Source organism: Thalassospira sp., assembly GCF_030690045.1.
Taxonomy (GTDB): Bacteria; Pseudomonadota; Alphaproteobacteria; order Rhodospirillales; family Thalassospiraceae; genus Thalassospira.
Window position 1 is genome coordinate 17,139 of record NZ_JAUYHK010000001.1, and the last position, 13,582, is coordinate 30,720.

A 13,582-nucleotide genomic window follows, 5' to 3' on the forward strand; every position below is an offset into this window, starting at 1 on the left:
ATCTTTCCTGTTGCGGGGAAACCCCCGTTACATATCGTTGGTGAATTCCACGACGACGACCCGGTTGCCCTGTTCACGCACGCCATCGGCGGTCGGCACGGGAACATCGGCTTCGCCGCTGATGCTGATTTCCAGACGGGCGGGACGAATACCATTGCTCCACAAGGCCTTTGCGACGGCATCAACCCGCGATTTTGCCAGAATATCGTTATAGGTGGCATCACCAGCCCGGTCTGTATAGGCGGTCAATTTGACCTTTTTCGGGCTGAATTTCTTGTCCGCCTCCAGAATACCGTTAATCACGGCCTGTGCCTTGCCATCTATTTCCGCACTGTTAAAGGCGAAATAAACATTCATCGGCACCGGCATATCCATCGGTGTGGTTTCGGTCATCGGGGATACCGGGGCAAGGGCCGCCTGTACCAGCGTCATCGCCTGATAGAAACGGTCACGGCACCACGCGATGTCTTCGGGCTGGAAATTTTCTTCCTGTTCCTGCAACCAGCAATCCAACATCGCCTGTGCATGGGCGGCATCCTGCGGGACAGTGGTTTTCGCACCCCCCTCAAGGGCCGCAACAAGATCGGCCCGCGCAACGCCCAGTTCGGCCTTGCTGTCCTCGGGCAAATCACGATCTGCCAACAATTGCGGGCCATTATCGGCCCCTGCCGCTGCCATCTTGGCGCGGTTGGTGAAATAACGCGCATCCGACCAATCGGCTTCATCATATTCCATCTGGGCAAGATCGGCATAATGCGCCTGAAGGGCGGCGTCAAAGCTGCCACCCGATGCCGGCATGTTGCGCACGCCATCAATATTCATATTGGCGCAGGCCCCCAAAAAAGCCACGGCACCAACAGCAAGGAAAAGTTTTGCTTTCACAGTCATCGTCTCCTTGAAAAGGTTACAGTCTGATTGTGGAATGTTCAGTCCGAAGACCCGCCAAACAACCCTTTTACAGCGCCATCAAGCGCATTTCCAACAGCCCCGCCACCACTTGACGCAGCCCCGCCCAACGTATCAATAACCCCCATACCAAGGCCACCAACCCCCTGAAGCAGCCCATCAACATTCAGGCTGGCGACCGATTTGAACACCGCGCCATTCAGGGCCGTAATCACTTCTTCGGCCACCTGTGCCGGGGTTGCCCCGCCATCCTGTTTGCCAATGTCTTTCAGGTGCAAATCCGGCAGGCCCGATGACAATGAACGCCCGTCCAGAATGGCCGCCGATACATTGACCGCCCCACCACGGACATACAGATTGTCGATAACGATTTTGGTATCACCCTCGTCCGATGTGGTCTGGGAACTGCCCGCCCCGCCCGCCATGCGGGCGACGAAACTTTCGACATTGCGCTGAATGGTCGCGATGTTCGAGGTGTTCTGTGCCAGTTCATAGGTCACACGCGGGGATTCGATCACCACTTCTTCAATGCGGATGGTGCTGCTGGTCAGGGTCGAACCGTCAATCCGTACCCGGATCATGCCCAGCGAAAAGGCCTCGTCGGTTTTGAACCCATCGGGATTGCCAATCACCAGACCGGAAATCGATGCCGAATTTTGCGTGGTTTCAATCAATACGGAATCAACGCTGACATCGGCAAGCGTCACCCGTTTTCCCGCTTCTTCGATGGTGCTTTTGACGATGCTGTCAAGATTGGCATAAACATAGACAAGCCCGGCCACGACCAGCAGAACGATAACCGTCAAACCAATCAGGATTTTTTTCATTTGTCCGTTCCGTTCTTTTTACCGGAAAATTTCTGAAGGATGCCGCGAAACTTTCCCACATTTACCAGACGGTTAAAACCAAATTCCGCCCGGTCTGGCAATCTGGCCCGACCGGTTAAAAATTGAATTCGGCAATCACCGGCGCATGGTCGGATGGCTTGTCCCAGTCGCGTGCCCCGTCATAGACCGATGCACGGGTCACTGTGCCCGACAGATTGGGCGTCATCCAGACATGATCCAGACGCCGCCCGCGATTGGATTCGCGCCAGTCCTTGGAACGATAGCTCCACCAGCTAAACAGTTTTTCCGGTTCCGGCACGACTTCGCGTACCGAGTCGATAAAATCACCGGCCTTGCGGAACCGTTCCAGCGCCTCGACCTCGACCGGGGTGTGACTGACAACTTTCAAAAGCTGTTTGTGCGACCAGACATCATTTTCCGATGGCGCAATGTTGAAATCCCCGACCAGAACCGCCTTGCGGTCGCCTGCCGCACGCTGTTCACCCCACCATTGGGTCATTTCCTGCAAGAATGACAATTTGTGGGCGAATTTCACATTAATCGCCGGATCGGGTTCATCGCCCCCGGCCGGGATATAGAAATTGTGCAATTCCACGCCGTTTTCAAATTTTGCCATGCAATGACGGCGGTCATCCTTGTCGCAAAAGGATTTGGTCGTGGTTTCGACAAAGGGCAGGCGCGACAGGATCGCGACCCCGTTATAGCTTTTCATGCCATGCACATGACGATGGGTATAGCCCAGCGCCTCGAATGCTTCGTGCGGGAAAAACTCGTCCGGGCATTTCAGTTCCTGCAAACACAGGGCATCGGGTTGTTGATCCTGCAAAAAACGGCCAACCTGTTCGATGCGCAATCGCACCGAATTGATGTTCCAGCTTACGATTTTCAAAATCCTGCTCCGTCCCGGCTAAGGTTTATTTCAGGGTGACCGACAGGGCACCGACATGTTCGATCACAACATCCATCCGGTCCCCGCGATGGACCGCGCCCACCCCTTCGGGGGTGCCGGTATACAGCAAATCACCGGCTTTCAGTTCAATCAGGGTGGAAAGATGCATCAGGGCATCGACAACCGGCCAGATCATTTTCGCCGTGGTGTCGTTTTGCCTGACCGCATCATTGACCGACAATTTCAAATTGGTTGCCTGCGGATTGTCGCAATCTTCCTTGCGACGGATGGCGGAAATGGCGGCACAATCATCGAATGATTTTGCCATATCCCACGGCAGACGACGATCCTTGAGGTCGGCCTGCACATCGCGCCGGGTCATATCCAGACCGGCGGCATAACCAAAAATCGCGGCTTCGGCAGCGGCACGGTCCATGTTCTTGCCCCCCGCCGACAGGGCCACCACCAGTTCGCCTTCATAATGCAGGTCATCGGTGGCCGATGGATAGGCCAGATCGCCATCGCCCACTTTCAGGCAATCGGACGGTTTCATAAAAATGCAGGGCGGCGTGGTCGCCGGGTCCGATCCCATTTCGCGCACATGATCGGCGTAATTCTTGCCGATACAGAAAATACGGCGAACGGGGAAAACGGCATCACTGCCATCAACCGGAACGGTGGTGATCGGCCAAAGGGGAAAGATTTGGGGCACGCTGTTTCTCCGGCGTTTCAATCGGGGACAGAATTATAAGTCCTGTGTAGCCAATTGACGCCCAAAAGGAAATGCCCGCGACACACAAGCCGTCCGTTCCCCCCGCTGTCCTGTCAGGAACTGTCAGGAAGAAGATGGCCCTAACAGCTTGCGCACCATTTTTTCAATTTCCAGAATGACAAACAACGCCACACCAACCCCGATGATCATCATGCCCTGCACCATTGTGATCGACCGACTGTCAAACAGCATCTGCATGACCGGTGTCCATGTAAAGAAGGCCTGCAATACCAGAACAATGCCAACGGCAATCAGGACCGGCCGCGTGCCTTTGATCCCGGTCAGGGTCAGCGACGTCCCGCCGAGATACCGCACACTGAACAGATAAAAAACCTCCATCGACACCAGGGCATTGACCGTCAGGGTCCGTGCCGTTGCCTCGTCCAGCCCATAGGCGGTGGCGGTGGTGAAAGTCGCAAAAATCCCGGTGACAAACAGCATCGACACAAAAACAATCCGCCAGACCAGAAACCCCGACAGGATCGGTTCGCCTGCCGGGCGCGGCGGCCGTTGCATGACATTTTCTTCGGTCTTTTCAAAGGCCAGCGCCAGGGCCAGCCCAATCGAACTGACCATATTGACCCACAGAATTTGCAAGGGCGTAATCGGCAAGGTCAGTCCCAGCAGAATGGCAATGATAATGCCCAGAGATTCCCCGCCATTGACCGGCAACAAAAAGACAATCGCCTTTTTCAGATTGTCATAAACCGTACGGCCTTCGCGCACCGCATTGACGATGGAGGCAAAATTATCATCGGCCAGCACCATTTCGGCGGCTTCCTTGGCCGCCTCGGTGCCAGAAATCCCCATTGCAATGCCCACATCGGATCGTTTCAGCGCCGGGGCATCATTCACCCCATCCCCGGTCATTGCCACCACATGTCCTTCGGCCTGCAAGGCCATGACAAGACGCAATTTGTTTTCCGGGCTAGTGCGGGCGAAAACATCCGTTTCCACCGCACAGGCACGCAATTGCGCATCATCCAGATCGTCAATCTGCGGGCCGGTCAAAACATCCAGTGTATTGATCAGGCCCAGCCTTGCGGCAATGGCGCGTGCCGTGCCGCCATGATCACCCGTGATCATTTTGACCCGCACCCCGGCGGCATGACAATCGCCAACGGCGGTGATCGCCTCGTCACGCGGTGGATCAATCAGGCCAATCAGGCCCAGCATCACCAAACCACCGCTAACATCGTCAAAATCCAGTTCACGTTTTCCCGATGACACCGGTTTGACGGCAACTGCCAGCACCCGCTGACCAAATTTTGCCAGATCATCAATCGCCGCCAGCCATTTTTGCGCATCGACCGGATGATCACCATCCGCCCCCCGTTGTGTCGCGGACATGGCAATCAGTCTTTCGGGCGCACCTTTCACAAAAATCATGCCATTACCGGCATGATCATGATGCAGGGTCGCCATGAATTTATATTCGGAATCAAACGGCACCACATCGGTACGCGGGCATTTTTCGTCTTCGATATGGCGATCAAATCCGGCCTTCATCGCCAGAACCTGTAACGCGCCTTCCATCGGGTCGCCTTCAACGCGCCACTGGTCGTCCTGCCCGATCAGATGGGCATCATTGCACAGGGCCGCGGCCCGGATCATCTCCATCAATCCCGGGACGGCATCGGGGGTAACATCATGATCCCCGATGGTAAATCCGCCATGTGGTGCATATCCAATACCATCAACCCCGACCGTCTCCAGACCGCTGGCGCCTGCGCATATGACATTTTGCACCGTCATTTCATTGCGGGTCAGGGTGCCGGTCTTGTCCGAACAGATGATCGATACCGACCCCAAAGTTTCCACCGCCGGAAGACGGCGAATAATGGCGTTGCGTGACGCCATGCGTTGTACGCCAATCGCCATCGCCACCGTCAGGATCGCGGGCAGGCCTTCGGGAATGGCGGCAACCGCCAGACTGACCACCGCGATAAAGGTCTCGTCAATGCCAAGCCCCCGGCCCCAGACACCAAACCCAAAAACCGCAAGGCCCAACGCCAAAATCACGCCGGTCAAACCCTTGGCAAAATGCGACATTTGCCGCAAAAGCGGGGTGGTCAGGTCGGTAACATCCCGCAACAGGGCATTGATCCGGCCAATTTCGGTTTTCGCCCCGGTGGCAACCACCACACCACGCGCCTGCCCGCTGGCAATCAGGGTGCCGCCATAGGCCATTGATGTCCGGTCGCCCAATGCCGCCCCGGCATCGACAGCGGCGCTGTGTTTCCCCACCGCAACCGATTCGCCCGTCAGGGCGGCTTCGAGAACCCGCAATCCCTTGACCCTGAAAAGCCGGATATCGGCAGGCACCCGGTCGCCCGGTTCCAGCAGCACCACATCGCCCGGAACAAGTTCACCGGCATCAATACTGCAACGATGACCATCGCGCAGAACCACAGCCTTGGGGGCCAACATATTGCGAATGGCACGCAGGGTTTCCTCGGCCTTGCCTTCCTGCACAAATCCGATAATGGCATTAAGGAAACACACTGCCAGAATAACGACCGTATCGATCCAGTGCCCCATCAGGGCCGTCACACCCGATGCCACCAGCAACACATAAATCAGCAAATTGTTGAACTGCGCCAAAAAACGCATGATGGCCGGACGCGGGCGTGGTTGGGGCAGGCTGTTGGCACCAAACCGGATCAGGCGCTGTGCCGCCAGATCATCCGACAGGCCATCTTCCAACGACGCAATTCCGTCAAAAACGGCGTCAACTTCCTTTGCATGCCATGGAATATCACCGACGCCTGCGGGATGGATTTCCGGACCGGTTGTCTTCTGGTCTGACATTGCATTACCCGTTTCTGTCATCAAAATTCAGAAACCAATAGTAGAATGCTGCGCCCGCACATGGCTTGTGCCAGATCAATCCAGTTTGGAAAAAAACCAAAACCCGCCAGTACGGCATGGCGGGTTTGGCTTTTCAATCGATGATCCCGAAAGATTTGGCTACAGCAACCCTTCGATCACCCGGTCGGGCGGGGTATGACCATCGACAAAGGTTTTGATATTGATCAGAACCTTTTCGCCCATATCAACCCGGCCTTCGATGGTTGCCGATCCCATATGCGGCAGCAATACGGCATTGTCGAGTTCCAGCAATTTCGGGTTTACCGCCGGTTCATGTTCAAACACATCCAGCCCCGCCCCGGCAATTTCACGATTGGCCAGCATCCGGGTCAAAGCTGTTTCATCAACCACTTCGCCGCGTGCCGTATTGACCAGAATCGCATGGGGTTGCAACAGTTTCAAACGACGGGCCGACAATAAATGATAGGTCGCCGGGGTATGCGGACAATTGACCGAAACAACATCGACATGCGCCAACATCTGATCAAGGCTTTCCCACCAGGTGGCCCCCAGTTCTTCCTCGATATCTTCGTGTACCCGGCGGCGGTTATGATAATGCACCGACAGGCCAAACCCCCGTGCGCGCCGGGCCAAAGCACGGCCAATCCGCCCCATACCCAGAATGCCCAGACGTTTACCCCAAATGCGATGGCCCAGCATAAAGGTCGGCCCCCAACCCGCCCAGTCACCACTGCGGATCAGGCGTTCACCCTCGCCAATACGACGCGAAACCGAAAGGATCAGTGCCATGGTCATATCGGCGGTGTCTTCGGTCAGGACATCGGGGGTATTGGTGACGGTAATGCCGCGTGACCGCGCCGTTTGCAGATCGACATGATCAACCCCGGTGCCAAAATTGGCGATCAGGCGCAAATTCGGGCCGGCATGGGCCAAAATCGCCGCGTCAATCCGGTCGGTAACAGTTGGCACCAGAACATCGGCCTGTTTCACGGCCTCAATCAGGGCGGCCTTGTCCATTGGCGCATCGTCAATATTCAGACGGGCGTCAAACAGTTCCATCATCCGGGTTTCTATCGCTTCCGGCAGTTTGCGGGTTACGATGACGAGCGGTTTTTTCTTGGTCATCTGCCGTTCCTATGCGGTCTTTTAACTCTTTTGCGGGCATGATGGTTTTTTCGGCCCAAAACATCATGCCGCAATGCAGTGATGCCATGCCACAAGGTACGAAAGCAAGTATTTTGACGTCTTTTTTGTAATTTTATTTCTTATCCATATCCATATCAAGGGACCAAAATCGCATGCCTTCCGGAATACGCAAATTCCTCGCCGTCATCATATTGGGCAGTTTCATTTTCCCTTTCTGTACGGTGATGGTCGCAACCGCACAGGAATCGGGCTTGCCGATTCCGCGGTTTGTGACCTTGCGGTCCGACAAGGTTCATCTGCGGTCCGGTCCCGGCCTGCGCTATCCCAAGGTCTGGATATATCAGCGACGCAATTTGCCAATGGAAGTTATTTCCGAATTTGATACATGGCGCAAATTGCGCGACTGGGAAGGCAGCGAAGGCTGGGTGCATCAAAGTCTTTTGATCGGGGCGCGTTCGGTCATTGTGACGGCGGAAACCATCACGATGTATGCCGCCGCCGATGAAAAGGCCCGCAAAATCGCCCTGATCGGTCAGGGCATGAATGGCCGGATCGATACCTGCCCGAAATCCACCGACTGGTGCAAAATCCGTTTTGGTGACTTTGAAGGATGGGTACCCCGCACCGGCTTTTGGGGCGTCTATGATCAGGAAGTGATCGAATAGGCGTAATCAGGCGGTAATCGAAACCGCCGCCCCGATATTTTTGGACACCCCGCCAGACGAAGACATCTTCACATTTGCCGCAGGCTCAAAAGAAGGCCGGGGATTGTTTTTCTCTGCCGTCTTGTCATCGGAAACGATCGATGTCAGGGCATCCTGCGGTTTGGGTTCGGGCAAGGTCGGGACACCCGGCAATGTCAGGGACTGAACCGCAATCGTACGGGCAATGGTCGCCAGAAAACCTTGCAAGGCATCGGTGATTTCCTGTCGATTAAGGTCCATCGGGCTTTCGCGCCCTGCGGCCAGTTGGGCCTCGATCACTGTGGCCCCGCCCAATTGCGAAAAACCGGTCTGGGAACGGGCACTGGCCAGACGAAGCTGATCTGCTTCCATCCGCGAAATCCGCCCGCCCACTTCGACCGTCACCGCATCGACAAGGGTGCGGGCATTCGCCACCGCCACCCCGTCATCAAGGCGAATTTCCGACAGCCCCGCCTGCAAGGACTCACTATCGGCTGCCTGAAAATCAACGCTGATACGGTTGTTCCCATCTGTTCCGGCGCCGACCTGAAATTGCAGTTGCCGGTCTTCGGCCAAAACCGTGATGCCGTCTTGCGTTGTGCGTCCGGCAATCGCATCAATATCGGCCAGATATTGCGACAGGGTATCGTTCAGAATCGCCCGGTCGGTCCGCGACAGCGTATCGCTTTCTTCGGCGATGGTAACAAGACGATCCATCTCATCTAGCACCGATGCAATATCGGTCAGGCCATCGATTGCCGTCGAGACAAGGGCGGTGCCTGCCCCAGCATTGTTGCGTCCGCTATTAAGGGTTTCGCCCGCATTGCGCAGGCTGTTGATCCGCAAGCTATCGGTAACCGGCGGACGGGCATCATGGGTTTCAGAGGCAAAATACCGGTTATACGGCGCGATGGCGCGTGCCGTGGCTGTTTGAAAGCCAATGGAATGACCCGATAGCTGCACGTTTCGTTTCCGCTGCGAACAAGCCGGTATCTACGGCTACGTGCCTGTCTGTCGGGCCCCTGCCCGACAGGATCGGCCTTCCTGGCGTCCGGCGGAAAATCAATACGTCTATACAGGTATGATATACCTGTTCTATCCAGGGTTAAACAGTTTATGCGGCCTTGCGCGTACGATGCAGCACGGCAAAAAGTTCAAGATGCGGCGACCATAAAAACTGATCAACCGGAATCACCTGTGACAATTCGTAACCACCATCCCGCAATTCCTTGATATCGCGGGAAAAAGTTGCCGGATTGCATGATACGGCAATGATCCATTCCGGCCCGGAAACTGCCAGAATCTCACATTGTGCCTGCGCCCCGGCCCGCGGCGGGTCAAACAGCACAAGATCAACCCCCTTGAAATCATCGGCATTCAGCGGACGGCGAAACAGATCGCGTTGCAGCACATCAATCGTCGCCTTGGACTGCCCGGCGGCAGATTGCAGATTTCGTACCGCCGCCAGATCGCTTTCGACCGCCATCACCCGGCGACGGTCGCCTGCCAGTGCCAGCGTAAAGGTAAAACTGCCAATCCCGGAAAACAGGTCAATCACATGGCGGGCCGGAATATCGCGCAGGGCATTGGAAATCGCAGTGGTCAGGGCGGTTTCCCCGTCCTGTGTCGCTTGCAAAAATCCGCCCGCCGGGAGCGGCACGGCAATGCCGGAAAAATGCACCTGCGGGGTGCGGCGCATTGCAACCGGTTCGGGCACGCCATTCCCGATTTTCCAGCTTAACCGTGCCAGATCCTGTTGTTCGGCCAGTTCGGCCAACCCCTGACGCAGGGTTAAATCCGGTTCGCCCGAGGCACTCAGCACCACATCCAGACCGTTTTCACACAAGGTTACAAAGGCCTCGGAAACCTGTTTGGCTGCCGCCGGTTCACATGCCGACAAAAAAGCCTGCAACGCCCCGCGAAACACCATCAGGGCCGGATGCAACACGGCGCAATCCTGCAAATCAACCACATGATGACTATAACGTTCGGCGAAACCGACACTAACCCCGGTTTGGCCGCAATGAACTGAAAATCCGGCACGACGACGGGTTGCCGGGGCCGACACCGCCAGTTCGCCGACAATTTTTTCCGCCTGTTCATGGTTGGCAATACCGGCACGCATCACCGCCTGCAAGGCACGGCTGCGTTTCCATGTGCGGTAATCGGCATCGGGCAGATGTTGCAGGGCGCACCCGCCGCATTTTTCATAATGGCTGCAATGGGCGGCGGCATGGGGGTGCGGGCGGTTGTGAACCGCCACCACATTGGCACCATATCCATCGCCGCGCCGCTGCGTCAGGCGCAGGCGCACATGATCGCCGGGCAGAACATGGTCGGTATAGGCGATGATTTCCTTGCCATCGGCCAGCGTGACATGGGCAATGCCGTCGCCCCGACCGCCGATTTCGGCGATGATGGCATCGGTTTCCGTCCCGATCAAAGGGTCACGTTTGGTCTGGCGTCCTCGTTTGCCGCCCCGTAAACGGGGGGCACGCTGGCGGGTCATCATGGCTGGCTCTCTATCCTGTCGGGCCGACACTCCCGCGGGCGGAGGTCTGGCCGGTTTTGTCGGGTTTTATAGGGTGCCGGGGCGCTTCTGCCTAGGGCATTACGCAAAAACCGGCCTGTTCTTGTGCAATATCCATGTGCAAACCATGTTTTTTTGCTCTTATGGCGTTTCAGGGGCTTTAATTTCGCGACAAAAGACCCAATAAATCCGATAAGATCAGGAATGCTTCGGGGGCATTGTTTTCCGTTTTGACCGATTTGACACCAACCGGCCGAATGTCGGAGCGGCATTGTCGCGGCACGACATTTATGATCCAGTTCAGGTCAGTGAGATCGGGGAACCGGAAACACTTTGATAAAAAGATAAAAATATCGCAGGGAAATCATGGAAGAAACCGACCAGACACCGGACGAAGAACGCCGTTCCGAAACCCCGCGCATCCGGGTACAGGCGGTGTTGGCCGCCTTGCTCAGTTGTCTGGTCATTGCCAGTGCGACATGGGTTGTCTGGCGCAATGTGCAGGATACCCGCAATACATCTCTGACATCATCCGCACGCATACTGGCCGACAGTCTGGGACAGCAGATCGCACGGGTGGTACAGAACAATATCTATCTGCTCGAAAGTTTTGCCGATAACTGGCAGGCTGGCCCGCCGGTCGATGAACGCAGCTATCTGAGCATCGCCACCCCGCTTCAGTCCCGGTTTCCGGCCTTGCAGGCGATCAACTGGATCACCCCGAATTACATCATTCTCTATGTCGCTCCGATCAAGGGCAATGTTCCGGCCATGGGGGCCGATTTGAAACGCCATCCGGTTGCCGGACCGGTTCTGGACATGGCATTCGATCAGCGCCGCACCCAGGTCACCCCGACCATCGAACTGTTGCAGGGCGGGCGTGGTTTTGCCACCTATATTCCGGTACTGTCCGCCGAAGGTCAGGTGATTGGCATCATCAATGGTGTGGTGCGCATTCGCTCGTTGCTGGGCGAGGTTCTGAATGAAAGCTATGTGTCCAATCATACAGTCCGCATTCGCGAAAAGGACACCGTGCTGTTTGAACTGATCAGCGAAGGGCAAAACGACTCGATCATTGAAACCGCAACCATTGATGTCGCCGGGCGCATCTGGCACATTGATGTCTCAACCGATCCGGCCTATCTGGCCGAAGGCAGCCTGACGCCCGACATGATTGGCGTGGGTGGCGGCGTCCTCAGCATCCTGTTCGGGGTATTTGTGTTTTGGCTGGCCAATCGCATGCCCTCAACTGATCGGCGTAAACTCCATCATTTTCGGCCCCACGAAAATATCAGCGATTTGGCCATGACCCTGACCCGGGCCGACGGCCATTTGAAATTTATGTCACCGGAAACTGCCGAATTTTTTGATTTGCGCGAAGAAGATTATGGCTTTATCCGGCTTTACAATCTGGCCCCGGAATTTCAAACCGATGGGACGGCATCGCGCCGCGCCCAGGAAAAAATGTTGCTGGCGATTGGCAACGGTGAAGATGAAATCCGCCGTGAATGGGTGGTCCGAAGTGCCGAGGGAATTCATGTCGTCTGTGATCTGGCGATTACCCCGTCAAAACATTTTCCCGATTGCGTGGATATCGTTCTGCATCACAATCCAGCGGCCAATGCGGCTGTAAACCGGCTGCGTTATCTTGCCACCCACGACCCGCTGACCGGATTGCCCAACCGGGCGCTGTTTGATGATCGCCTCAATCAGGCAGTGGCACATGCCAAACGTTATGAAAAACTTTTGGCCGTTCTGGTGGTTGATATCGACAATTTCCGCGCCATCAATGATCGTTTCGGGTCCGCTGTCGGGGACGAGGCCCTGCGCACCATTTCCGGGCGGCTGCGGGCGACCGTCCGTGAAAAAGACACCTGTGGGCGGTTTGCAGGCGACATGTTTGCCATCATCGCCACCGACCTGTCCGAGGCCGAAGGCGCCGCCCTTGTAGCCGAACGGATTGTCGAGGCGGTATCGCAACCGATCCCGGCGGGCACCAATGAAATCCGCCTGCATGTCAGTGTCGGTGTGGCCCTGTATCCCAATGATGCGCGTGCGCCGTCGCAATTGCTGGCCAATGCGGATGCCGCCATGTATCGCGCCCAGAAATCGGCGGAATCGTCTTATTGTTTCTTTGTCGAGACCATGAACAATGTGATGCATGCCCGCCTGTCGATGGAAACGCAGTTGCGCCGTGCGGTGGATGAACACCGTTTTGTTCTGGAATATCAGCCGCGTTTCCGGATTTCGGACCGCAGCCTCACCGGGTTCGAGGCCTTGTTGCGCTGGATAGATGACAGCGGCAAATTGCGTCTGCCCGCCGATTTCCTTGCCGTTGCCGACCGTACCGGCCTGCTGGCCCCGATGGGACGCTGGATCGTCACAACAATCTGTGAACAGATCGCCACATGGCGCGACGAAGGATATGTCGAGGTACCGATTGCCCTGAATGTATCGGGACGGCAATTTATCCAGGCCGATCTGGTCAAAACCATTGTCGAGACCACCACCCGCACCGACATACAACCGGGCATGATTGAAATCGAGGTTTCCGAAGAAATCGCGATGCGCGACCCGGAACGTTCGCTGGGCCAGTTTTATCGCTATGCCGAGGCTGGCATTGGCCTGACCCTGGATCAGTTCGGGGCCAATTCGTCGTCGCTGCGCTATCTGAAACGGTTCCCGGTACAGCGGATCAAACTGTCCAAGACCCTGTTTGACATGGAACTGGACGAGCAGCCGGAAAACGGTGTTCTGAATCCGGCCATCCGCCTGTGCAAAAGCCTTAATCGCCGGGTGGTCGCCGTCGGGGTTGAAACCGAGGATCAGTTGGCAATGTTGAAATCCGCTGATTGTGATGAATTGCAGGGATTTTTGCTGGCCCGCCCGGTCAGCGGCGATGAAACCACATCGTTTCTCACCAAAATTTCCGCGCCAGACATCAAGCCCGCAAAGAAAACCAAGCCTGCCTAAACC

10 protein-coding genes are annotated in these 13,582 nt (G+C 56.2%); 2 read left to right on the forward strand and 8 right to left on the reverse strand.

The features are described from left to right. Positions 1-27: 27 nt before the first annotated feature. The 6 genes from Q8O73_RS00070 to Q8O73_RS00095 form a co-directional block, all read right to left on the reverse strand. Positions 28-882, reverse strand: a complete 855-nt coding sequence (locus Q8O73_RS00070; protein WP_305553045.1) for an OmpA family protein — start codon at positions 880-882, stop codon at positions 28-30. 44 nt (positions 883-926) lie between these two features. Beyond that, entirely contained in the window at positions 927-1,733 is an 807-nt protein-coding gene (locus Q8O73_RS00075; protein WP_305553047.1) for a hypothetical protein, read from the reverse strand. A gap of 115 nt (positions 1,734-1,848) precedes the next feature. After that, complete coding sequence (gene xth, locus Q8O73_RS00080) at positions 1,849-2,643, reverse strand: exodeoxyribonuclease III (protein WP_305553049.1); 795 nt, start codon at positions 2,641-2,643, stop codon at positions 1,849-1,851. Between the two features lie 25 nt (positions 2,644-2,668). Next, positions 2,669-3,355, reverse strand: a complete 687-nt coding sequence (locus Q8O73_RS00085; protein ID WP_305553051.1) for a fumarylacetoacetate hydrolase family protein — start codon at positions 3,353-3,355, stop codon at positions 2,669-2,671. Between the two features lie 123 nt (positions 3,356-3,478). Next, entirely contained in the window at positions 3,479-6,226 is a 2,748-nt protein-coding gene (locus Q8O73_RS00090) for a cation-transporting P-type ATPase (RefSeq protein ID WP_305553053.1), read from the reverse strand. Between the two features lie 159 nt (positions 6,227-6,385). Next, complete coding sequence (locus Q8O73_RS00095; protein WP_305553055.1) at positions 6,386-7,372, reverse strand: D-glycerate dehydrogenase; 987 nt, start codon at positions 7,370-7,372, stop codon at positions 6,386-6,388. A 173-nt stretch (positions 7,373-7,545) separates the two neighbouring features. Here Q8O73_RS00095 and Q8O73_RS00100 point away from each other — a divergent pair, with 173 nt between their 5' ends. Continuing rightward, positions 7,546-8,058, forward strand: a complete 513-nt coding sequence (locus tag Q8O73_RS00100) for an SH3 domain-containing protein (protein WP_305553057.1) — start codon at positions 7,546-7,548, stop codon at positions 8,056-8,058. 6 nt (positions 8,059-8,064) lie between these two features. Here the strand turns inward: Q8O73_RS00100 and Q8O73_RS00105 are convergent, their stop codons facing one another. Beyond that, on the reverse strand, positions 8,065-9,039 hold the full coding sequence (locus tag Q8O73_RS00105) for a flagellin (protein ID WP_305553059.1): 975 nt from the start codon (positions 9,037-9,039) through the stop codon (positions 8,065-8,067). A 151-nt stretch (positions 9,040-9,190) separates the two neighbouring features. Continuing rightward, positions 9,191-10,588, reverse strand: a complete 1,398-nt coding sequence (locus Q8O73_RS00110; RefSeq protein ID WP_305553061.1) for a class I SAM-dependent RNA methyltransferase — start codon at positions 10,586-10,588, stop codon at positions 9,191-9,193. 384 nt (positions 10,589-10,972) lie between these two features. Here Q8O73_RS00110 and Q8O73_RS00115 point away from each other — a divergent pair, with 384 nt between their 5' ends. Beyond that, complete coding sequence (locus Q8O73_RS00115; protein ID WP_305553063.1) at positions 10,973-13,579, forward strand: EAL domain-containing protein; 2,607 nt, start codon at positions 10,973-10,975, stop codon at positions 13,577-13,579. Positions 13,580-13,582 lie beyond the last annotated feature (3 nt).

Bases quoted from the DNA above. Each gene is read 5' to 3' on its own strand.
- Q8O73_RS00075 (WP_305553047.1), bottom strand. From the start codon at position 1,733: ATGAAAAAAATCCTGATTGGTTTGACGGTTATCGTTCTGCTGGTCGTG.
- Q8O73_RS00090 (WP_305553053.1), bottom strand. From the start codon at position 6,226: ATGTCAGACCAGAAGACAACCGGTCCGGAAATCCATCCCGCAGGCGTC.
- Q8O73_RS00095 (WP_305553055.1), bottom strand. From the start codon at position 7,372: ATGACCAAGAAAAAACCGCTCGTCATCGTAACCCGCAAACTGCCGGAA.
- Q8O73_RS00100 (WP_305553057.1), top strand. From the start codon at position 7,546: ATGCCTTCCGGAATACGCAAATTCCTCGCCGTCATCATATTGGGCAGT.
- Q8O73_RS00110 (WP_305553061.1), bottom strand. From the start codon at position 10,588: ATGATGACCCGCCAGCGTGCCCCCCGTTTACGGGGCGGCAAACGAGGA.
- Q8O73_RS00115 (WP_305553063.1), top strand. From the start codon at position 10,973: ATGGAAGAAACCGACCAGACACCGGACGAAGAACGCCGTTCCGAAACC.